This window comes from Bradyrhizobium sp. USDA 4503, assembly GCF_054055815.1.
Genome location: NZ_JBSRXS010000001.1, coordinates 427,170 through 449,976, shown reverse-complemented (window position 1 = coordinate 449,976; position 22,807 = coordinate 427,170). Strand labels below are relative to the sequence as shown.

Sequence of the window (22,807 nt, the reverse complement as noted above, 5' to 3'; positions counted from 1 at the left end):
CGCAGAGGCACGTGTCGGCAACTTTCGGTCCAATCCATCATCAAACCTGCCTTGGCACGTGCAAGTCCGCTATTCAAATTGGACCGGCTCGGATCCGGGATAGGAATGAGCGACGAACTCGCAGAACGCGCGAGCCGCCGGAGAAAGCTTCGCCTTGTCCTTCCAGGCAAGCCCGACATCCATGGTGTGGACGTCGTCATCGAGCGTCTTGAGATCGATGCGATGTCCTTCGAGCGACCAGGGACGGTAGACCATGTCGGACAGGATTGTAATTCCCATGCCGGTTGCGACCATGCTGCGAACCGCCTCGACCGACAGGGTCCGGAAGATGACGTTCGGCACGTACGCCGTATGCTGCCAGTAACGCATCGCGGAGCGTTCGGCTTCATCGACGGTCAACATCAGATAGGGCTCGCTCACCAGGTCCGCCAGCTTGATGCTGTCCTTGCGAAGCAAGGGATGATTGACGCAAGTCCACAAGCGACGCGGCGAGCGCAACAAGAGCCGCGAGCGAATGGAGTCCCGGTCATGCAAGTTCGCAACCAGCATGATGGCCGCATCGACGCTACCGCTGATCAAGCTCTGCTCGATCGCGTCGCGCGGAAACTCGTGGAGACGCACCGTGATGCCCGGGAATGATCGCCAGAAGCGCGACAACAAAGGCGGCAAGAAATATCCGGCGATGGTGTAGCTGACGGCGACATCGACGGTGCCGTCCACCTGCATTCCCCAGCGATGCGGCCCGCGTATCGCATCCGATACGCTGGCCTCGATGGCGCGGGCACGCTGCAAGAACTCCCGTCCGTCAAAGGTCAGCGTCACGCCGTTCGAGTGACGGTCGAACAGCTTGTGGCCGAGCTCGGCCTCGAGCGCCTTGATGGACGCGGTGACCGCAGACTGCGTCACGCTGAGCGCCGCCGCGGCAGCCGAAACGCGCCCGGTCTCGGCGGTTGCGATGAAATGCCGAACCTGACGGAACGTCAGAGACATAAAAATTTCCGATATCAGCGAACGATATTTCGAATTTTACAATCCCCCGGCGGACCGGAAAAATCAATCCATCGGTTCGCGAGTGAGAGGCATTGAGGTCATGTCCGATGGTTTGGAGTTGGTCGCTCGCGATATCAGCGTCCAATTCGAAGGCCTGAAGGCGCTGTCCAACGTGACCTTGAGCGTACCGCGGGGACGTATCGCCGGACTGATCGGCCCGAACGGAGCCGGCAAGACCACCCTTATTAATGTGCTGACGGGTTTCCAGCCGGTTGGCGCCGGAACCGTGGAACTGGAAGGCGAGACGCTGAGTGGCATTGCAGCGCACAAGCTGCGCCGCAAAGGCGTGGCGCGAACCTTCCAGTCGGGCCGACTTTTCCGCGACCTGCCGGTGATCGACAACCTTGAGGTCACCGGCGTCGGCCTGGGCCAATCCCGTCCGGAGGCGATCGGTGAAGCCGAGCGCGTCATGGCTTGGCTCGGCATTTCGCATCTGTCCAACACCATCGCCGGCGCCCTGCCCTATACCGACGAGCGCCGCGTCGCGATCGGCCGCGCCATCATGTGCACACCGCGCTATCTGCTGCTTGATGAACCGGCGGCTGGAATGTCGGAGCACGAAAGCCACGAACTTGCCGCCATCATCCGGCGGATCGCCGGCGAGCTCAATGTCGGGGTGCTGCTGATCGAGCACAACATCGGCCTCGTGCTCGAGCTCGGCGAGCGCATCTACGTCCTCGATTCCGGCGAGGTCATCGAAGCCGGCCCGCCCGCTCAGATCCGTGACAGCGACGCCGTCAGGCACGCCTATATGGGCACGCAGCGCGACGAGCTGCTTCCGGTCGCCGCCGAAGAGGCCGTCGCGTCATGACGCTGCTTGCCGTCGACGACATCACCGTCAGCTATGGCCGCCTGACGGCTCTCCGCGGCCTAACGCTGAAGATCGATGAAGGCGAAATCCTGTTCGTGACCGGCCCGAACGGCGCCGGCAAGTCGACCTTGCTCAACGCCATCGCAGGCGTCGTGCCACCGGGCTCCGGGTCCATCATGATCGATGGCGCAAAGATCACGGGTGCCGCACCCGAAGACATCGCCCGGCGCGGATTCTCCCTGGTTCCCGAGGGACGCAATGTCTTTGGCGCGCTGACGATCGAGGAGAATCTGAAGGTCGGAACCGGCATGCGCACCGACCGCAAGAAGATCGCCGACGACCTGGATCAGGTCTACGAGGAATTCCCGATGCTGGCCGAGCGCCGCCACACCCCGGCGGGCATGCTCTCCGGCGGCCAGCAGCAGATGCTCGTCATTGGCCGCGCCTTGATGGCCGCGCCCCGCATCATGGCGATCGACGAGCCGTCGCTCGGCCTTGCGCCAAAGATCATCGACCAGGTCTACGAGATCCTGGTGCGGCTGCGGACGCAGCGCAAGCTCACCCTCCTGATCGTCGAGCAGAGCTCGACACGCGCCATGATGACGGGCGGACGGATGGTCCTGATCCGCGGCGGCCGCATCGTGCTCGAGGGCCCAGCGGCCGATATGGTCAGGGATGATCGTCTGAAGCAGTCCTATTTCGGCTTCGGAGATCATTGAGATGCGCGAGTTGCTCCAGATCATCTTCGATGCCCTCAGCCTCGGCAGCCTCTACGCCCTTGGCGCGCTCGGTATCGCCCTGATCTTCGGCGTGATGCGGCTCGTCAACTTCGCGCACGGCGATTTCATCGCGTTTTGCGTCTTCGCCATGCTGTGGCCGTCGATCGATGCGGCGGCGATCGTCTTTGCCGGGCAGCTACCGTTCTATCTGCTGATCCCGCTGCTGCTCTTGATCGGCGCCGCGCTGTCGATCCTGTCGGAGATCGTCGTCTTCCGCCGCTTCCGCAATGCCAATCCGGCGACGATGATGATCGCATCCTTCGCACTCGGCTTCGTGATCCGGCATCTCCTGCTGATGCTGTTTTCCAGCCGGCCGAAGTCGATCACGCTGTGGCCGAGCCTCGGCCTGCCGGTCGAATTCCTCGGCGCTCACATCCCGATGCTCCAGGTCGTGACCATCATCATCACGCTGGCCGTGCTGGTGGTCCTCGTCCTGTTCCTCAAGCGCACGCGCTACGGGCTCGAGATGCGCGCGGCCGCCGACAATTTCACCATGGCGCGCATGCTCGGGGTCCGCGCCAACGGCGTGATCCTGCTGGCCTTCGCCATCAGCGGCATGCTGGCGGCGGCGATCGGCCTGATCCTGGCGACCAATTCCGGCACCGCCGACATCGGCATGGGCGCCAACGTGATGCTGATCGCGTTCATCGCGACCGTGATCGGCGGCCTCGGCAGCATTCCCGGCGCCGTTGCCGCCGGCTTCCTGATCGGTGCGGCCAGCGTCGTGTTCCAGGCGACCCTGCCGCATGACGCCAGGGTATTCCGCGACGCCTTCGTCTACGGCGCCGTCATCGTCGTCCTTCTGGTGCGGCCGCAGGGCCTGTTCGCACCGAAATCCGCCAAGCAGAGGGTCTGATCGATGTCGCAGCGGCCGTCCGTCATCCGGCAAACGATCATCACGCCGATCGTGCTGATCGTGGCGCTGCTCATCATGGCGGCCCTCTCCTATCAATTCGGCAGCCGGGCCTTCAACCGCACCGTGGTCGAGATGTTCATCAACATCATGGTGGTGGTCGGGCTCTACGTCTTCGTCGGCAATTCGGGCCTGCTGTCGTTCGGCCATATCAGCTTCATGTGCCTCGGCGCCTACATGACCGCCTGGCTCACGATTCCGCCGGTGATGAAGTCGATCACGCTCAAGGGCCTGCCGGCATGGCTGCTCCACGCGCAACTGCCGATGTGGGTAGCGACGCCGATATCCGGACTGTTTGCGGCACTGTTCGCGCTGATCGTCGGGCGCGTCATCATGCGCCTTTCGGGCATCGCCGCCTCGATCGCGACCTTCGGCCTGCTCGGCGTCATCAACAATGTCTATTCGAACTGGGATTCGGTGACGGGCGGACAGGGTTCGATCGTCGGCATTCCGCCCACCATGAATGTCTGGACCGGATGGATCGGCGGCGCCGTGGCCATCGCGATCGCCTATCTCTACTCGATTTCGCGCTCCGGACTGGCACTTCGCGCCACGCGAGACGAAGCGGTCGCGGCCAGCGCCTCCGGCATCGACATCGTCCGCGAACGGCTGATCGCCTTCGTCGTCAGCGCCTTCATCATCGGGCTCGCCGGCGCGCTCTACGCGCATTTCCTGAGCATCGTCAATCCCGGCGCATTCTATCTGCGGACGACGTTCATCACGCTGTCGATGCTGGTGGTCGGCGGCATGTACAGCCTCAGCGGAGCCGTCTCGGGCGTGGTCGCGATCTCCGTGTTGATCGAGCTGTTCCGCAATCTCGAGAAGGGCATCAGCCTCGGCGGTCACACCGTCGGCCTGCCGAACGGTGTCCAGGAAATCGCGATCGGCATCATCACCATCGCGATCCTGATGTACTTGCCGACGGGACTGACCCGCAACCAGGAATTCTCCTGGCGTCGATGGCCGTTGCAGCGCCGCCTGACGCCACCGGTCCAGACCGCGCTGAAGGAACTGCACTGACGCTTGTTTGTACAATTGGAGGAGTTGGGATATGCGCTTTACGACATTACTCAGCATCTTGGCCGGAGCATCCGCGCTCTGGTTCACGCCTGCCCGGGCAGCCAACGAGATCGTTGTTGGGTTTGCGACCGCGGCATCCGGATTCATGCAAGCCTACGACAAGCCGGCGCAGGACGCGGCACTGATCCGGATCGAGGAGATCAACAAGGCCGGCGGCCTGCTCGGCAAGAAGATCAAGCCCGTCTTTGCCGACACCAAGACCGATCAGGCCGAGGGTGCCAAAGCCGGCCTTGCGGTGCTCGACCAGGGTGCCGACCTCGTCATCGTCTCCTGCGACTACGATTTCGGCGCGCCCGCGGCGTTGCAGGCGCAGGCTGCCGGCAAGGTTTCCTTCTTCCTCTGCGCCGAATCGATCAAGGCCGGCATCCCCGGCGTCGGCCCGTTCTCGTTCTCGGCCTCGGTGCTGGCACCGGTGCAGGGAGCGACCATGTCGGAATGGGCTTACACCAAGAAGAACGCACGCAGCTTCTATCGGCTGCTCGACAGCTGGACCGTCTACAACAAGGGCATCTGCGACGGCTTCGACTGGATGCTGCCGCGCCTCAAGGAGGCCAAGCTGGTCGGCAGCGACACCTTCAAGAACGACGATGCCTCGATCGCCTCGCAGATCACGCGCATCAAGAGCCTGCCGAAGGAGCCCGACGCAATCATGCTCTGCACGATGATGCCGGGCGCTGTCTCCGCCATCAAGCAGATCCGCGCCGCCGGCATCAAGTCGATGATCCTCAACGGGTCGGGTGTCGACGGCAGCTACTGGATGAACGCCGTTCCTGACCTCTCGAACTTCTACGTCCCGGTGCAGGGCTCGGTCTATGGCGACGATCCGAACCCGAAGGTCAACGAGTTCAACAAGAAGTACAAGGAGGTCACCGGCGGTGACCCCTCCAGCCAGTACGTCTATCCGGGTTACGTCCTGATCGACGTCTGGGCCAAGGCGGTCGAACGCGCCAAATCGACCGATGCGGCAGCCGTCGTGGCCGAGCTCGAGAAGATGAACAACGAGTCCACGCTGTTCGGGCCGCGCACCTTCACCAAGGACATCCACCACCAGAACCAGGGTCGCTACCTGATCGTCGACACCGAGGCCGGCAAGCCGCAGGTGATCGACCAGTGGACGATCTCGGAAAAGATCCCGCTCGACTATCTGGTGTCCAAGTAACCCGGCAATGCGCCGCCCTGGGTGCGCCAGTCATACCCGGGGCGGCCTTCGCCGGTCATATGCAAAGCCAGTTGGAAGGAAATCAGGAGATGGTCGTGATCAACTGCGACATGGGCGAGGCCTACGGCCTCTACAAGATGGGCGACGACAAGGCATTGATGCCTCATATCGACGTCGCGAACGTCGCCTGCGGCTTTCATGCCTCCGACTTCAATCACATGCGCAAGACCGTGCAGCTCGCCAAGCAATTTGGCGTCAAGGTCGGGGCGCACCCGTCGCTGCCCGATCTGCAGGGATTTGGTCGCCGGGAGATGAAGATCGACCGCGAGGAGCTGGCCAATTGCCTGCTCTATCAGATCGGCGCACTCAAGGCCTTCCTGGATGCCGAAGGCATGGCGCTCAATCACATCAAGCCGCACGGCGCACTTTACGGCATGGCATCGCGCAACGAGGAGATCGCCGAAGCCGTGGCTGATGCCGCTGACGTCTACAAGGTGCCGTTGCTCGGCATGAAGGGAACGTTGCACCAGAAGGTCTACGAGCGGCGCGGTCATGCCTTCGTCGCCGAATACTATGCCGACCTCGACTACAATGCCGACGGCAGCCTGATCATCACCCGCGAGCACGAGGCGAAGGATCCGGCCGACGCCGCAACCCGATGCGCAAGGGCGGTCAATGAAGGCAAGACGCGCACGGTGGCCGGAAACGACATCGTGGTCGGCTCCGATTCGATCTGCATCCACTCCGACACGCCGAACGCCGTCGCCATCGCCGAAGCCGTCCGCGAGGCGGTGCGCCCCTATCTCACCGCGCGCTGAACCGTCGCGGCAACGAACCAAAGACTCTCAAGAGGAAACAATGGCAACGCAGCAGATCTTCTCGCCGCTCCCAGGCATCTTTTATCGCAAGCCCGCACCCGACAAGCCGGTCTACAAGAACGACGGCGACGCCGTCGCCGAGAGCGACACGATCGGGCTTATCGAGGTGATGAAATCGTTCAACGAGGTGAAAGCCGGCATCGCCGGCAAGATCGTCCGCTTCCTGGCCGAGAATGAAGATGCCGTGATGGCCGGCCAGCCGATCGCCGAAATCGACGTTTAGGGCTCTTCGACCAGCCATGGCGATCAAGAAGCTCCTCATAGCCAATCGCGGCGAGATCGCGGTGCGCATCATCCGCGCAGCGCGCGATCTCGGCATTGCAACCGTGCAGGTCTACAGCAAGGCCGACCAGGCCTCGCTTGCGGTCAGGCTCGCCGACGAAGCGGTCGATATCGGTCCGCCGCAGGCGTCGAAATCCTATCTCAACCAGGCCGCCATCCTCGCCGCGGCGCGGAGCACTGGTGCCGACGCTATCCATCCCGGCTACGGCTTCCTGGCCGAGAACGCCGAGTTCGCCGCCGCAGTCGAAGCGGCGGAATTGATCTTTGTCGGCCCGACCGCGCAATCGATCCGGCTGATGGGCGACAAGGTCGCGGCACGCGAGGCCGCCGCCGCGGCCGGCGTGCCGACCGTCCCTGGCAGCCAGGGGCGGCTGGAATCGGCCGAAGCGGCCTTCGCGCTGGTCGAGAAGACCGGCTTCCCAGTGATGATCAAGGCCGCCGCCGGGGGTGGCGGACGCGGCATCCGCATCGCGCGGTCCCCCGGGGAGTTTCAGCATCTGATGCCGCAGGCACAGGCCGAGGCACTCGCGGCCTTTGGCGACGACGGGCTTTACGTCGAAAAGCTGATCGAAGGCGCGCGGCATATCGAGGTGCAGGTGCTCGGCGACGGACACGACGTGATCCATTGCTTCGAACGCGAATGCTCATTGCAGCGCCGCCGCCAGAAGGTCTGGGAAGAAGCCCCCTCGCCCTCGCTCACCCAGGCCGTGCGGGAGAGGCTCTGCACCTCGGCTGTGGCACTCGCCCGAGCGGTCAATTATCGCGGCGCCGGCACGCTCGAATATCTCTACGACGACGCCACCGGTGAATTCTACTTCCTGGAGATGAACACCCGCATCCAGGTCGAGCATCCGGTCACGGAGATGATCACCGGCATCGACCTCGTCCGCGAGATGATCCGGATCGCCGGCGGCGAACGTTTGCGCATCAGCCAGAACGAGATGTGCGTCAGCGGCCATTCGATCGAGGTCCGTATCAACGCCGAGGATCCCGCCAGAAACTTCCTGCCCAACCCGGGCACGGTGAGCGCGCTCAACCTGCCCGTCGGCGACGGCGTTCGCTTCGACAGCATGCTCTATGAGGGATACACGGTGCCGCCCTTCTACGACAGCCTGCTCGGCAAGCTGATCGTGCACGACAAGGATCGGCCGAGCGCCATGAAGAAACTCGAGCGCGCGCTCGCCGAGCTCAGCGTCGAAGGCATTTTCACGACCAAGCCCCTACACCAGGCGCTGGCGCGCGACGCCGACGTCCAGGCTGGGCGCTTCCATACGGCATGGCTCGAATCCTGGCTTGAGTCCCATGCCGCCACGCTTGCCACCGCTCAGCCGCCATCAGCCGCGAAGGTCGCCTCATGATGGCGAGAGAATCCGCCCCGTCAGCAACAGGAGGCCGCTAGCATGCAAACTCGATTTTCCTTCGGCGGCGATGAGCACATTTTCGCCGAGGTCGGCGAAGCGATGTCGCTCGAGGCCTTTTTCAAGAGCCTGTTCATCACCAATGCGGTGCGCGATGCCAGGATCAAGGGCGTCACCGAGATCTGCCCGGCGAACGCGTCCTATCAGGTCAAGTTCGATCCGGAGCGGATCAAGCCCGACGATCTCCTCGCCGAGCTGAAGCGGCTGGATTCCGCATCCGAGAAATCGGAACCGGTGATCAAGACGCGGATCATCGAGATTCCCGTGCTCTACAACGACCCCTGGACCCGTGAGACCTTGATGCGCTTCCGCGAGCGTCACCAGGATCCTGACGGCACCGACCTCGAATACGCCGCGCGGATCAACGGCCTCGACAGCGTCGATGCCTTCATCAAGGCGCATTCCAGCGCGCCCTGGTTCGTCTCGATGGTCGGCTTCGTCGCCGGCCTGCCCTTCCTCTACCAGATGGTCGAGCGCAAGCGGCAGCTTCAGGCCCCGAAATATCTGCGCCCGCGCACGGATACGCCGAAGCTCACCGTCGGACATGGCGGCTGTTTCAGCTGCATCTATTCGGTGCGCGGCGCCGGCGGTTACCAGATGTTCGGCATCACGCCGATGCCGATCTATGATCCCAACCAGACCATCAGCTATTTGCGCGACTTCATGTGCCTGTTCAAACCGGGCGACATCGTGAAATGGAAACCGATCGACCGGGCAGCCTATGACGCCGCGGTCGCCGACGTCGACGCCGGCCGGTTTGCGCCCGTGATCCGCGACGTCTCGTTCTCGTTGACGGAGTTCAACCGCGACATTGATGGCTACAACAGCAAGCTCGATGGAGTTCTCCATGGCCGTTAGGGTTTTGAAGCCGGGTCTTGCGACCACCGTCCAGGACCTCGGACGTCCCGGCTATTATCACATCGGCATCCCGCTCTCCGGCGGCATGGACCGTCACGCGCTGGTCGCCGCAAATCTGCTCGTCGGCAATGATGCAGGCGCAGCCGTGCTTGAGGCGGTGTTCATGGGGCCCGAGCTCGAATTCACCGAAGACGCCACGGTCGCCGTCACCGGCGCGGAGCTGCCGCCGAAACTCGACGGCGAGCCGCGCGAGACCTGGACCAGCTTCAAGGTGAAGCGTGGCCAGATTCTCTCCTTCGACTTCCTCAAGCGAGGCGCACGCGGCTACATCGCGGTCGCCGGCGGCATCGATGTGCCCGTGGTGCTCGGCTCGCGATCGACCTACGCACTCGGCGCGCTCGGCGGCTTCAAGGGCCGCAAGCTCGAGGCCGGCGACGAATTGCCGGTCGGCCATGCCAGCGTGACGGTCAAGGACGGCCGCACCGTCGCCAACGATTTACGCGGACAACCGGCGGGAATGCCGACAGAGCTGCGCGCCATGCCCGGCCTCTATTGGCACCGCATTACCGAGGCCGCCGGCAACGGCTTCTTCTCCGACACCTGGAAGGTCGCGCCGGAAGCCGACCGGATCGGCTACCGCTTCAAGGGTGGCAAGGCGCTCGAATTCGTTCCGCGCGAACCGCCGTTCGGCGCCGGCTCTGACCCGTCCAACATCACCGATGCCTGCTATCCCTACGGCTCGATCCAGGTTCCCGGCGGCACCGAGCCGATCGTGCTGCATCGCGACGCCGTATCCGGCGGCGGCTACTTCATGGTCGGCACCGTGATCGCCGCCGACATGGATCTGATCGGTCAGCTCCAGCCCAACACGCCGGTGAAGTTCGTCAAGGTCGACATGGATCAGGCGCTTGCGGCACGCAAGAGCCGGACCGAGCTGCTGGGCAAGCTTCGCAGCGCCATGGCGTAATCGCGAGGGGGCCCACCGCATCTGCCAACGGACCTCGGCCGCGGGCGCCGGAGCGATCGCGCATGGTCACGTCTAAACCTGTGGCTGTCGATTGCGCGCTCGCACATCTGAGGTCTGTGCCACGGTGTGCTGTCCGCCGGACGGCACGAGAGTTGCAGCGGACACATTCGGGCTGAGAAACACTGCTCATGAGTTGTGCAAACATCGGAACAACCGCGATGTCCGTTTCTCTGAAACAGATCCGCTACTTCGTCGCCGCCGCCGAGACCGGGCGGATCAGCCAGGCGGCCATCGATCTCAACGTCTCGCAATCAGCGGTCACCGCGGCGATCCAGCAGCTCGAGGCCACCGTCTGCGCCCGCTTGCTGGAGCGCACGCCGAACGGCGTAACCGTCACCATGGAGGGCAGCCGCTTCCTCTCCCAGGGCCGTCATATCCTCGCCGCCGTCGCCGAGGCGGTGCGCGACACGCAGATGTCCGCCGGCCCCCTGTTCGGGACGATCCGCGTCGGCGTCACCTACACCGTGTCGGGCTACTTCCTGCCGCGTCATCAGATGCGCTTCAAGGCGAGTTTCCCCGGGATCACGATCGAGCTGTTCGAGGCGCCGCGCGACGTGCTCGAGCGCGCACTCGTCGATGGTGCCCTCGACCTCGCGGTGATGCTGGTCTCGAACCTGCGCGACAACGCCATGCTCACCAGCGAGACCTTGCTGCGATCGCCGCGCCGGCTGTGGCTTGCGCCCGAGCATCCCCTGACCCGTGCCGAGCGGGTCCACCTCGCTGACGTCGCGACCTATCCCTACGTCATGCTCACGGTCGACGAGGCCAAGCACACCTCGATGCGCTATTGGAACAACGCCTCACTCGAACCGAAGACCGTGTTCCGCACCTCCTCGGTCGAAGCTGTCCGCTCCATGGTCGCCGGCGGCATGGGAATCGCCATTCTGTCCGACCTGATCTACCGGCCCTGGTCGCTGGAGGGGCAGCGGATCGAGACCCGCGTCATCGAGGACGAGGTGCCCAGCATGGACATCGGTCTTGCCTGGCGTCGCGACACCAAGCCATCGGGGGCTGCGATGGCTTTTCGCGATTTCATGCGCTTTGCGGTTGCCGGCGTCGGGCCGGCCCGGCCGCCGGTCAGCATGGACCACCGACATCAGGCCGAGGAGGCCATCGAAATCTAGAATATCAGTTTCCGTTTTATTCGACTTGACGCCGTCCGGCTGTCCTCGCCAAACTTTGCCCGGGGACACGACGACCGGAGGCACAGCCGGCGGCGGGAGTGAGACATGCAAGTCACCTACACGACCAACGACATCCCGTTGCAGACGCGCCGCCAGTACTGGCAGGAGGTCGTCTCGAAGACCTATTACTCGCTCGACCTGCGCTTCCCGAGCACGCGCGACTTCAATGCGCGCCTTGGCGCCTGGTCGATGGGCCCTGTCTCGGTGTCCCGCAACATCGCCAATGGCCTGCTGTACAAGCGGCATGAGCGGCATCTCCTGAGCGAGCGGGAGGAATCCTTCCTGATCACGGTGCCCGAACTCGCCGAAATCCGTTTCGAGCAGGACGGCAAGGTGGTGCATTGCCGCCCGGGCGCGTTCCTGATCGAGCGCAGCCACCTACCCTACGAGTTCAGCCATCAGGATCCGACGGCGCTGTGGTGTCTGAAGATCCCGAGCGCGGTGCTGCGCGCCCGCATTTCCCGGCCCGAGCGCCTCGCGACGCTGCAATTCGACGCCAGCCGCAGCGTCGGCGCGCTGTTCGTCGACACGCTGCGCCTGTCCGGTGAACGGATCGAGGAAATGGACGAGACGGCGCGCACGATGATGGGCAAGCACCTGATCGAGCTGCTTGCGATGGCCATTGAATCCGACGACCGTGTGTTGACCGGTCACTCGTCCTCCGTGCGCAACGGCCATTTGCTGCGTTGCGAGCAATTCATCCGGGCCCGTCTCGACGACATGCGGCTCACGCCGCAGATGATTGCCGACGGCTGCGGCATCTCGCTGCGCTATTTGCACCAGATCTTCGAGGGCGAAGGTCTGACCGTCTGCGCCTACATCCGCAACCAGCGCCTTTCAATGTGCGACGCCCTGCTGCGCGATGCGAACTGCCGCAAGAGCATTTCGGAAATCGCCTATCAATGGGGCTTTGCCGACCAGGCGCAGTTCAGCCGCAATTATCGCGGCCGGTTCGGATGCACCCCGAGCGAGGCCCGCGCCATTTCGCGCACAGCCAACTCCTGAAGACTGGCCTGCTGATCGATTCTTAGGCACACCGCCGCCGGCCTGGGCATGTATGGGCACCGGCACGGTTCGCTCTCTCGCACAAATCTTCCTGCGCTCAGCGTCAAGAACGAAGGCCGCCGCTCTGCCTAAGATCGGCGAAACGCTCGTTCGAAAGGAAGAGGCATGGCGCAGAACCTTCGTGTGGCCGTCGATGTCGGTGGCACCTTCACCGACATCTGCATCATGGACGAGACGACCGGTCTCGTGCGCATCGAGAAGACCTCCTCCACGCGCGATCCGATCGAAGGGATCATGGGCGGCGTATCCAAGGCCGGCATCGACCTGTCCAAGGTGGCGCTGTTCTCGCACGGCACCACGATTGCCACGAACGCGCTGATCACCCGCCGCCTGCCGCGCACCGCGGTGGTCACGACCAAGGGGTTCCGCGACGTCATCGAGATCCGGCGCGCCAACAAGGAAGACCTCTGGGACACCTACAAGGACGTGGTCCGGCCCTATGTGCCACGGCGCGACCGCCTCACCGTGCCCGAACGCGTCGATGCTGCCGGCACGGTGATCGAGCCGCTCGACGTCGAAGCTGCGCGCAGCGTCGCACGCATCCTCAAGCGTCGCGGCGTCGCCGCGGTCGCGGTGTGCTTCATGAACGCCTATCTCAACGGCACCAATGAGCGCGCCATGCGCGATATTCTGCTGGCCGAGATGCCCGATATTCCGGTCTCGATCTCCTCGCAGGTGCTTCCCGAAATCTTCGAGCACGAGCGGTTCTCGACGACGGTCGCCAACGCCGTGGTGAGCCCGGTCGTCGTCAACTACACGAGCCGGCTCGGCGAACGACTCTCGGACGAGGGCTACACCCGTGATCTTTTGCTGCTGCACACCGGCGGCGGCGTGATGACGCCGGCGAGCGTGAAGGATTTCGCGGCGCGCCTTGCCGGCTCCGGCATCGCCGCCGGGGCCATAGCCAGCCGCCATATCGCCGGTCTTTGCGGTTTCCCCAATTCGATCGGCCTCGACATGGGCGGCACGTCGACCGACGTGTCGCTCGCCTATGAGGGCCAGTCGCGGATCACCAAGGACTGGCACATCGAGTTCGGCTATCCGATCCGCTTCGCATCGATCGAGGTGCTCACCATCGGTGCCGGCGGCGGCTCGCTGGCCTGGACCGATCCGGCCGGCTCGCTGCGCAACGGCCCGCAATCGGCCGGCGCCTATCCGGGACCGGCCTGCTACGGCAACGGCAATACGCAGCCGACCAACACCGATGCCAATGTGACGCTCGGCCGGCTTGGCACCGATCTCGCCGGCGGCAAGGTCAAGCTCGACCCCGAGCTGGCGCGGCAAGCGGTCGAGGGCGGCGTCGCCAAGCCGTTCGGCCTCGGCCTGCACGAAGCCGCAGATGCAATCGTCAAGGTCGCCAATGCCAACATGTCGGATGCGGTGCGCCTGATCTCGATTAGTCGCGGCTACGATCCGCGCGACTTTGCGCTGGTGGCGTTCGGCGGCGCCGGTGCCCTGCATGGGGTCGACGTCGCACGTGAGCTGGCGATTCCCGTCGTGATCGTTCCGCTCAATCCCGGCGTGACCTCAGCGCTCGGTTGCCTGCTCGTCGACATGCAGCACGATTTTTCGCGGAGCTGCATGGTCGACGCCGCCGAGGCCGACGCCACCGAGATCGAGGCACAGTTCGCCGAGCTCGAGAAGGCTGCGCTCGCACGGTTGATCCATGAGGGCGTCGCGCAGCAGGACATCGTGCTGCAGCGCTCGATCGACATGATGTATCGCGGCCAGTGGCGTTCGCTTGCCGTCAACGCGCCGCGGCCGATCGGCGCGATCGCCGATCTGGTGCAGAGCTTCCATGCCGAGCATCAGCGCGAATACAATTTCCGCCGCGACAGCGCGCCGGTCAGCTTCTTCCGTCTCAATCTGAAGGCAGTGGGCGTGGTCCCCAAGGCCGAGTTTGCCGTCCACGAGCCGACCGGCGCTAGCCCCGAGCCGGTCAGCCGCCGCAGGGTCTGGTTCGAGGGCAGCGGGCTCGATACACCCGTCTATCGGCGCGACAACCTGCCCTGCGGCTTCTCCTTTCAAGGCCCCGCGATCATCGAGCAGGTCGATGCCACCACCGTCGTTCCGCCCGGCGCCGCCGCCGAGGTCGACAGATATCTCAACATCATCATCCGCGTGAAGGAGTAAACCATGGCCGGAGCTCTCCCGCTCGACCCCGTGACCTTCGAGGTTTTGAAGAACTCCTTCATCACCAGCGTCGACCAGATGGGCGAGCAGGTCCTGAGGACCTGCTACTCCTTCGTCATCTACAATCGCGACTTCTCGAGCGCGCTGCACGACGCCAACGGTGAATGCGCGGCGCAGGGCAACCAGGATATTGCCGTCCACGTCGGCACGCTGCATTTCACCTGCAAGGATGTCATGCGCCATTTCGAAGGCGACATGCATGAGGGCGACGTTTTCGCCATCAACGATCCCTATGCCGGCGGCACGCACTTCTCCGACGTGCGGCTGATCCGTCCGATCTTCGCCGACGGCAAGATCATCGCTTTCAGCCAGTCCAACGGACACTGGTCCGACGTCGGCGGCAGCGTGCCGGGATCGTTCGACGTCGCCGCCCGCGAGATGTTCCGCGAGGGCCTGCGCATCACGCCAGTCCGGCTGTTCGACAAGAACGGCCTGCGCAAGGACGTCGCGCATCTGATCGCGTCGAATACGCGCGATCCGGCCTCGATCATCGGCGACATCCAGGCACAGGCCGAAGCCACCGCCGTCTGCGAACGGGAGATCCTGCGCCTGGTCGGCAAATATGGCCGTGAAACCGTCGAGACCGGGCTTGCCGCCGTCCAGGACTATGTGGAGCGTTCGGCGCGCCAGCGCATCGCGGCGCTCCCCGACGGCGAATGGGAAACCGTCGACTTCATCGACCGCGATCCGGCCGGCGGCGAAGGCATGATCCCGATCCGCATCAAGATGACGATCAAGGGCGATCGCGCAATCTACGACTTCACCGGCAGCCATCCGACCATCGGCTCGATCTACAATTCGGCGTTCGGCGCAACCTTCTCTGCCGTCGCCGCCGGCATGAAGACTTTCTTCCCCGACCTGCCACTCAATTCCGGTTTCTACCGCTGCTTCGAGATCATCGCCCCCGAAGGATCGATCGTCGACGCCAAATGGCCGATCGCGGTCACCGGCTTTCTGATGCCGTTCGAGAAGATCATGAACTCGATCTACGAAATGTGGTCGAAGCTGATGCCGGAGCGCGCGCTCGCTTGCGCGTTCAATCTCGAATATCTGCTCACCGGCGGGCTCGATGCCCGCAGCTCCGACAAGCCGATCTTCATGTTCTATGACTGGCTGCCCGGCGGCTGGGGCGGGCGCAACGGCAAGGATGGCAGCAATGTCACAACCGCCTGCTTCGGCACCGGCTTGATGTCGCAGCCGGTCGAAGGCCAGGAGCGCGCCAACCCGATCCTGACCACCGAATGCGAGATCCTCAAGGACTCGCCCGGCCCCGGCAAGTGGCGCGGCGGCGCCGGCGTGGTGAAGACGTCGCGGATGCTGCAGGCCGAGAAAACCGTGATCTCCTATATCTGCGACCGCGAGCGCGCGATCGTGTGGGGCATCGAGGGCGGCCTGCCGTCGATGCCGCACGGCCTGACCCTGAAGCGCGCCGGCAGCACGGCCGCGGAGCGGCTCGGCTCGATCTTCTCGGACGTCCCGATCGGCGAAGGCGACACTTTCTCGCGTCCGACCGCCGGCGGCGGCGGATTTGGCGATCCGCTGGAGCGCGATCCGAACCTCGTCGTCGAGGATATCAAGGACGACTATGTCTCGGTCGAGCGTGCCGCCAAGGACTATGGCGTCGTAGTGCACACCATCGACGCCGAGCTCTGTAACTACGAGGTCGACAAGGTCGCGACCGAGGCGCTCCGTGCGAAGATCCGCTCCGAGCGTGTCGCCAATGTCCGGCTCGATCCGGAGCTGGTGGCGCAACGCTATCGCAGCGGAGCAATCGACGCGCTCGACGCGATCCGCAAGCACGCGGTGATCCTCGATTGGGGCACCGGTGCCTTGCTTCCCGAATCCACGCGCCAGTTCCGCGAGGTGTTTGAGCGGCGCTCGGTCGCAACGTGGAAAGCAGGCTGAATGCCATCGCCGGCCGCGACGTCGGCAGACCGCACAGAGCGTTCACGAAAAACTGGATCCGACACCGCCCCTCCACTTTCATTCGAGCCATGAGGATTGTGCTATGACGAGTACGACGTGCCTTTCCCCCAATCGAGTTTGGCCGATCCGCCCCGCGCTCGGCCTTGCCGCCGGCCTCGCCCTTGCCGCTGCGGTCGCGCCGGCCGCGGCCGAGACGCCGTGGTTTCCGATGAAGGTCTACGACGCGTCGTCCGGCACACCGAAGCCGGCCGAGTACACGCCGCTGCCGAAGGCCGAGAAGCCGTACAGGCTCTGCGTGCTGTTTCCGCACATGAAGGACAGTTTCTGGGTCGCCGTCGCCTATGGCATCGTCAAACAGGCCGAGGCGATGAACGTCAACATGAACCTCTACGAGGCCGGAGGTTACGAGAACCTGCCGAAACAGCTGTCGCAATTCGATGACTGCATGGCCAGCGCACCGGACGCCATCATCGTCGGCGCCATCTCCGGCGCAGGCCTCAGCAAGAAGTTCGAGGAAGCCAAGGCCAAGGGCGTGCCGGTCGTCGGTGTCACCAACCCGCTGCCGCCGAACGCGCTGCCCGCGGCCAACTACGTCGACTTCGTCGCCATGGGCGAAGTCACCGGCGCCGGCCTGCTGGCGCAATCCAAGCCCGACGACAAGCTCAACATCGTGACGTTCCCCGGTCCGGCCGGCTCTGGCTGGGCGGAGTCGTTCAACGAAGGCTTCAAGAAGGCCGTTGCCAAGAACCCGAACGCCGAGATTCTGGCCGAGAAATTCGGCGACTCCGGCGTCGCCGTGCAGCTTCAGCTCATTCAGGACGCCTTGCAGGCCTATCCCGGCATGAACGTGATCTGGGGCACCGCCCCCACCGCTGAAGCCGCCATCGGCGCCGTTGCCGAGGCCGGCCGAAGCGACCTGAAGATCGTATCGTCTTACGAAAACCAGGCCATGCTTGACGCGCTCAACCGCGGCGACATCCTCGCCTTCGCAACCCAGTATCCGGTCGGAGAAGGCGCCGTCGCGATCGATCAGGCAGTGCGTCTCATCGAGAAGAAGCCGGTCATGAGCCTTGTCCAGCCGATCGCCGCTGTCATCGACAAGACCACCGTACCGAAATTGCAGATGGACCTCGTGCTGGCTCCGGCGAGTTGGACACCGGTCTATTCGGTCAAGGCCAAGTAAGCCGCTCGCGAATGGTGCCGGGTGGGAGCACCTGCTCCCACCCGTCTTGCTCACGGCCCAACGGAGACGCGGATGGATGTCGAGATTGACCCGAAGCCCGCCGAGCCTCTGCTTCGATTGCGGGGGATATCAAAGCGCTTCACCGGCGTTCGCGCGCTCGACCGGGTCGACCTCGACGTTCGTGCCGGCGAGCTTCATGTCCTGTTCGGCGAGAACGGCGCCGGCAAATCGACCCTGATCAATGTCATCTCGGGAACGTTTCCGCCGGACGAAGGCACGTTCCATTTTGGCGACGAGGAGATCCATCATCTCACGCCGCAGAGGGCCCGCACGATCGGCATCAGCCCGGTCTTTCAGGAGTTCTCGCTGATCCCGAGCCTCACGGTGGAAGAGAACCTGTTCCTCGGCCGCGAGGTCACCCATGGCGGCGTGCTGCGCTCGCGCGAGATGCGCAAGCGCGCCAGGGCGCTGATCGACGAGCTCGGCTTCGATCTCGATCCGGCGCAGCGGATCGACGACCTTTCCCGCGCGCACCAGCAGATGGCCGAAATCGCCAAGGCCCTGCTCGGCCGCGTCCGCCTTTTGATCCTTGACGAGCCGACTGCCTCGTTGACCGAGCGCGAGACCGGACGGCTGTTCGAGCTGATCGCGCGCCTGAAGAGCCAGAATGTCGGGCTGATCTATGTCTCGCATCGCATGCGCGAAATCCGCGCCCTTGCCGACCGTGTGACGGTGCTGCGCGACGGCCGCCACATCCAGACCCTCGACGCCCCCGGCTCGACCGACGGCGAGCTGGTGGAGCTGATGACCGGCCGCAGGATCGACCTGCTGTTCCCGGCCATCGCCCACCGGCCTGACAAGGTGATGGTCGACATCGAAAACCTGACGCTCGCGGACGGCAGCGTTCAGGAGGTGAATTTCCATGCCCGCGCCGGCGAGATCACCGGCATCGCCGGTCTCGTCGGCTGCGGCAAATCGGAGCTGATCCGCGCGGTCTACGGCATCGAGCCCGCGGCATCAGGCGTGATCCGGATCGACGGTCTGCCTTACGAATTCCCGACCCCGAGGCAAAGCCTCAAGCGCGGCATCGCCTATTTTCCTGCCAATCGGGTTGCCGAAGGGCTCGCGCTGTCCCGTCCGATCCGCGAGAACGCATCGATGACGGTGCTCGACCTGCCCGCGTTCGCGCGCTTCGGCGTGCTGCGGCAGGCCGCCGAACGCGCCACGATCGCGGACATCATGGAGCGGTTGCAGCTGAGGCCGCCGAACATCGAACGGAGCGCCGGCGCGCTGTCCGGCGGCAACCGTCAAAAAGTGATGCTGGCACGCGCGCTCACGCGTGAGCTGACCGTGTTCCTGTTCGACGAGCCGAGCGTCGGGATCGACGTCGGCGCCAAGCTCGAGGTCTACCAGTTCATGAAGCGGCTGGTCGAGGCCGGCGCCGCCGTGATCGTGGTGTCGTCGGAATTGCCGGAGGTTCTGGCGCTGTCGAACCGGCTCTACGTCATGCATCACGGCCGCATCGCCGCCGAGCTGACGGACTCCGAGAAGACCGAGCAGAACGTGCTGTCGAGCTTCTTCCGCGACCATCTCGCCGCGGAGGTCGCGTGAACACCGCGCTGGTCACCGCAAACCCGCAAGGCGCGATCGGCTTGCGATCGATCGCAGGCCGTGTCGGGTTCCTGCCGGCCCTGCTGGTCTTGCTCGTCGCCGGCATGTCGGCGATCGATCCGCAGTTCTACGGCATCATCAACATCCTCAACATCCTGCGCAACGCGTCGCTGCTCGCGATCGTCGCCTGCGGTCAGGCGCTGGTCATCATCGCGGGCGGCTTCGATCTTTCGGTCGGCGCCGTCGTGGCGCTCGCGAGCGTCGTCACCGCCAAGACCATGGCCGCCGCAGCCACCGCGTTTCCCGGCAACAACGCCCTCATCATTGCCAGCGGGATGGCGGCCGGACTCGGCTCCGGGGCCGTGGTCGGGCTCGTCAACGGCTTCTGCGTGGCGAAGCTCAAGGTATCCGGCTTCGTGGTGACCCTGGGCACGATGTCGGCGACTGCGGGCGTCGGCCTGATGATCACTAACGGAATCCCGGTTTACGGCATGCCCGATATCTTCGTGAAGGGCTTTGGGCGCGCCCAGGCGCTCGGCCTGCCGACCGCCGTCCACGTCGCGCTGGTCATCATCATCGTGATGGTGTTCGTGCAGCGGCGCACGCTGTTCGGCCGTTACGTCTACGCGATCGGCGGCAATGTCGATGCGGCCATCGTTTCGGGCGTATCGATCCAGCGCCACGTCGTCGGCACCTACGTTGTCTCGAGCATGCTCGCGGCATTGACGGGCATCCTGCTGACCGCGCAGGTCGGCTCCGGCCAGGCCAGCTTCGGCGGCGACCGGATGATGCTGCAATCGATCGCAGCCGCCGTGATCGGCGGCGTGAGCTTGCGCGGCGGCGTCGGGCGCATCGAAATCGTCGCCATCAGCGCCCTGTTCCTGACCATCCTGGGCAATGCGCTCAACCTCCTGCACGTCGACTCCCGGCTGCAGCCGGTCTTTCTCGGCGTCATCATGGTCGCGGCCGTGGCGCTGGACGAACTCAGCCGACGGAGCAAGGCTCGTGTCTGACCTCGAATTGTCCGTCGCCGCCAAGAACGCGGATCGCCCGAAATTGGCGCCGGGTCGCTGGCTCTGGAGCGCAGTGCTGCCGGTCGCATTGGTGGCCCTGTTGCTCGCCTTCGCCACGGTCGACCGCGGCGTGTTGTCGCCGGCCAACCTGCTCAACATCGCGCAACAGAGCAGCTATCTGGCCCTGTTCGCGATGGCCCAGACCGTGGTGATCCTGACGCGCGGCTTCGACCTCGCACTCGGCCCGACCGTATCGATGGTGAGCGTCGGCACCGCGCTGGCGATGGCCGGCGCGACGGCGTCGGGCCATGGTACAGGCGCCGTGCTGCTCGCCGGGCTCGCTGCCGGCTTCGTGCTCGGCACCGCGTGCGGGCTCTTCAACGGCGTGGTTATTGCGCTGCTCGGGGTCAACCCCTTTGTCGCAACGCTCGGCAGCTACAATATCGCGATCGGGATTGCGACCACACTATCGTCCGGACGGCCCGTGCAAGGCGTGCCGGCGCCGTTCTCGCAGATCTTCTACGGCGGCAGCGTCTTCGGAATTCCGGCGGCCATCGCGATCACGGTCGGGGTCGGCGCCGTGCTCCATTGGACCCTGACGCGGACCGTGTTCGGCCGTTCGCTTTACCTCATCGGCACCAACCCGCGCGCAGCGGCGGTCGCCGGCCTGCCGGTCAAGCGCACCCTGATCGCGACCTATGTGCTGTGCTCCGGGCTTGCGGCGCTCGGCGCGATCATGATGACGGCGCGGACCGGATCGGGCGAGCCGAACCTCGGCGGGGCGCTTTCACTGCAGGCGATTGCCGGCGCCGTAGTCGGCGGAACAAGCCTGGCGGGCGGGCGCGGTGGGGTCGGCACCGCGGTGCTCGGCGCCCTGTTCATCACCATTCTGTCCAACGGCATGAACCTCACCCGGATCGACGGATACGTCCAGATGGTCGTGCTCGGCGCGATCGTCATCGTCGGCGTTCTGCTCGATCGCCTGCGACTGGAGCGGCGCCAATGACGACGGGTTCTCCCATGCAGAGCGTCGCAGGCGAGATGCACGATGCACCTGCCTCGATCTACGTTGCGCCCTCGCTCGCTTCCGCACTCGACGCACTGAGCGAATTCGGCGCGGCCGGCGCTGCCTTTGCCGGCGGCACGTGGATCATGCGGTCACCGATCCGCCATGAGCGGTTGAAGCCACATTATGTCGCGATCGGCAAGATCGCCGAGCTGACCACGGTTCGTATCGACAGCGATGCAATCGAGATCGGCGCGGCGGTTACGCATGCGGCACTCGCGGCGGCCCTGGCTGATCTTGCGGAATTCGCGGTCCTGGTCGACGCCGCCGGCCGCTCCGCCAATCCCGCGATCCGCGCGATGGCGACGATCGGCGGCAACCTCGCGACGTCGGAATTCGCCGCCGCGGATTGCGTACCGGCGCTGCTCTGCCTCGATGCCCAAGTGGAAATGTCGGACCGCGACGGCCGCGAGCGCATCGGCCTGTCGCATTTTCTGAAGATCCGATCGTCCCTTCCGCGCGGTCATCTGGTGACGCGGATCATCTTGCCGCGGGCGGCGCGCAGAAGCGCCCATGCCCGCCTGCCGCTGCGCAAATCGGGTGACTACCCGGTCGCCATCGTCAGCCTGTCGGTCAGCATCGATGCAGCGAACCGTGTCCAGGCGGCGCGCGTCGCGGTCGGTTCAGTCGAGCCGGTGGCGCGCCGCTGGGAGCGGCTCGAGGCAGCTCTGATCGGACGCCCGCTCGATGCGGCGGAGGCGGCGCAGAGTGCGGCCGCGTTGGCGGATGAGTTCGTCGGCCGCGACAGCGTCGATGCCCCGGCCTGGTATCGGGTCAGCGTGCTACCCGGTCTCGTCCGCCGCGCTGCGATCGCAGCGCTTGGCTCCTGAACCAGTGGGGATCGACATGGGATTCAACTTGACAGTGAACGGTGGTCGCCTCTCTTCCGTGGCCGACCCCGCCACGCCGCTGATCGACATTCTGCGTGAGGAGATGCATCTGACCGGCGCGAAACCGGTCTGTCGCGAAGGCTTTTGCGGTGCCTGCATGGTGCTGGTCGACGGCGAGCCGACGCCATCGTGCCTGTTGCCCGCCGCGCTCGCCGATGGCCGCGAGATCCGCACCGTCGAAGGCCTTGCGCCTCACGGCGAACTGAACCGCATCCAGGCGGCCCTCGAGGCCAGCGATGCGGTCCAATGCGGCATGTGCTTTCCCGGCATGGTGGTGAGCCTGACGCATCTCTTGACGACCCGGCCTGACGCTACCCGTGACGATATCCGGGCCGCACTCACCGGGAACATCTGCCGCTGCACGGGATACGAACGCATCGTCGAGGCGACGCTGCTCGCCTTGGCCAACGCATAATCGGGA

General features: G+C 64.8%; 21 protein-coding genes. 20 read left to right on the top strand and 1 reads right to left on the bottom strand.

Annotation, left to right across the window (positions count from 1 at the left end; all coding sequences use genetic code 11):
* Positions 1-69 precede the first annotated feature (69 nt).
* Positions 70-990, bottom strand: coding sequence for a LysR substrate-binding domain-containing protein (locus ACVMIH_RS02050; protein ID WP_057017118.1), 921 nt, complete (start codon positions 988-990; stop codon positions 70-72).
* Between the two features lie 100 nt (positions 991-1,090).
* Between ACVMIH_RS02050 and ACVMIH_RS02045 the strand changes: the two genes are divergently transcribed.
* From ACVMIH_RS02045 to ACVMIH_RS01950, 20 genes are all read left to right on the top strand, one after another.
* Complete coding sequence (locus ACVMIH_RS02045) at positions 1,091-1,861, top strand: ABC transporter ATP-binding protein (protein ID WP_057017117.1); 771 nt, start codon at positions 1,091-1,093, stop codon at positions 1,859-1,861.
* Positions 1,858-2,580 (top strand): ABC transporter ATP-binding protein, encoded by a 723-nt coding sequence (locus ACVMIH_RS02040; protein WP_057017116.1) that lies wholly within the window; start codon positions 1,858-1,860, stop codon positions 2,578-2,580. Before ACVMIH_RS02045 ends, ACVMIH_RS02040 begins: the two co-directional genes overlap by 4 nt.
* Position 2,581: 1 nt before the next feature.
* Entirely contained in the window at positions 2,582-3,496 is a 915-nt protein-coding gene (locus ACVMIH_RS02035; protein WP_057017115.1) for a branched-chain amino acid ABC transporter permease, read from the top strand.
* A gap of 3 nt (positions 3,497-3,499) precedes the next feature.
* Positions 3,500-4,573, top strand: a complete 1,074-nt coding sequence (locus tag ACVMIH_RS02030) for a branched-chain amino acid ABC transporter permease (RefSeq protein ID WP_016846056.1) — start codon at positions 3,500-3,502, stop codon at positions 4,571-4,573.
* Positions 4,574-4,604: 31 nt separating this feature from the next.
* Entirely contained in the window at positions 4,605-5,792 is a 1,188-nt protein-coding gene (locus tag ACVMIH_RS02025; protein WP_028345052.1) for an ABC transporter substrate-binding protein, read from the top strand.
* Positions 5,793-5,881: 89 nt separating this feature from the next.
* Positions 5,882-6,610, top strand: coding sequence for a 5-oxoprolinase subunit PxpA (gene pxpA, locus ACVMIH_RS02020; RefSeq protein ID WP_028345053.1), 729 nt, complete (start codon positions 5,882-5,884; stop codon positions 6,608-6,610).
* A gap of 40 nt (positions 6,611-6,650) precedes the next feature.
* Positions 6,651-6,893 (top strand): acetyl-CoA carboxylase, encoded by a 243-nt coding sequence (locus ACVMIH_RS02015; RefSeq protein ID WP_018270951.1) that lies wholly within the window; start codon positions 6,651-6,653, stop codon positions 6,891-6,893.
* A 16-nt stretch (positions 6,894-6,909) separates the two neighbouring features.
* Complete coding sequence (locus tag ACVMIH_RS02010; RefSeq protein ID WP_456860558.1) at positions 6,910-8,310, top strand: acetyl-CoA carboxylase biotin carboxylase subunit; 1,401 nt, start codon at positions 6,910-6,912, stop codon at positions 8,308-8,310.
* A 42-nt stretch (positions 8,311-8,352) separates the two neighbouring features.
* On the top strand, positions 8,353-9,228 hold the full coding sequence (locus ACVMIH_RS02005; RefSeq protein ID WP_225646064.1) for a 5-oxoprolinase subunit B family protein: 876 nt from the start codon (positions 8,353-8,355) through the stop codon (positions 9,226-9,228).
* A complete protein-coding gene (locus tag ACVMIH_RS02000; RefSeq protein WP_229189496.1) occupies positions 9,218-10,195 on the top strand; it encodes a 5-oxoprolinase subunit C family protein in 978 nt (325 codons plus the stop codon). The genes ACVMIH_RS02005 and ACVMIH_RS02000 overlap by 11 nt, the downstream gene beginning before the upstream one ends.
* 218 nt (positions 10,196-10,413) lie before the next feature.
* Entirely contained in the window at positions 10,414-11,379 is a 966-nt protein-coding gene (locus ACVMIH_RS01995; RefSeq protein WP_076826275.1) for a LysR family transcriptional regulator, read from the top strand.
* A 105-nt stretch (positions 11,380-11,484) separates the two neighbouring features.
* Positions 11,485-12,444, top strand: coding sequence for an AraC-like ligand-binding domain-containing protein (locus tag ACVMIH_RS01990; RefSeq protein WP_057017110.1), 960 nt, complete (start codon positions 11,485-11,487; stop codon positions 12,442-12,444).
* A gap of 165 nt (positions 12,445-12,609) precedes the next feature.
* Entirely contained in the window at positions 12,610-14,637 is a 2,028-nt protein-coding gene (locus tag ACVMIH_RS01985; protein WP_456860556.1) for a hydantoinase/oxoprolinase family protein, read from the top strand.
* A gap of 3 nt (positions 14,638-14,640) precedes the next feature.
* Entirely contained in the window at positions 14,641-16,602 is a 1,962-nt protein-coding gene (locus ACVMIH_RS01980) for a hydantoinase B/oxoprolinase family protein (protein WP_456860554.1), read from the top strand.
* Positions 16,603-16,705: 103 nt separating this feature from the next.
* Positions 16,706-17,806 carry a TMAO reductase system periplasmic protein TorT gene (torT, locus tag ACVMIH_RS01975; RefSeq protein WP_456860552.1) on the top strand — a complete coding sequence of 367 codons (1,101 nt, stop codon included), beginning with the start codon at positions 16,706-16,708 and terminating at the stop codon, positions 17,804-17,806.
* Positions 17,807-17,878: 72 nt separating this feature from the next.
* On the top strand, positions 17,879-19,417 hold the full coding sequence (locus ACVMIH_RS01970; RefSeq protein WP_456784517.1) for a sugar ABC transporter ATP-binding protein: 1,539 nt from the start codon (positions 17,879-17,881) through the stop codon (positions 19,415-19,417).
* Positions 19,414-20,430: an ABC transporter permease gene (locus tag ACVMIH_RS01965; protein ID WP_456784516.1), complete on the top strand. Its 1,017-nt coding sequence runs from the start codon at positions 19,414-19,416 to the stop codon at positions 20,428-20,430. Before ACVMIH_RS01970 ends, ACVMIH_RS01965 begins: the two co-directional genes overlap by 4 nt.
* Complete coding sequence (locus ACVMIH_RS01960) at positions 20,423-21,436, top strand: ABC transporter permease (RefSeq protein WP_456784515.1); 1,014 nt, start codon at positions 20,423-20,425, stop codon at positions 21,434-21,436. Before ACVMIH_RS01965 ends, ACVMIH_RS01960 begins: the two co-directional genes overlap by 8 nt.
* A complete protein-coding gene (locus tag ACVMIH_RS01955; protein ID WP_233475532.1) occupies positions 21,433-22,326 on the top strand; it encodes an FAD binding domain-containing protein in 894 nt (297 codons plus the stop codon). The genes ACVMIH_RS01960 and ACVMIH_RS01955 overlap by 4 nt, the downstream gene beginning before the upstream one ends.
* A gap of 16 nt (positions 22,327-22,342) precedes the next feature.
* Complete coding sequence (locus tag ACVMIH_RS01950) at positions 22,343-22,801, top strand: (2Fe-2S)-binding protein (RefSeq protein WP_456866358.1); 459 nt, start codon at positions 22,343-22,345, stop codon at positions 22,799-22,801.
* Positions 22,802-22,807: the final 6 nt, after the last annotated feature.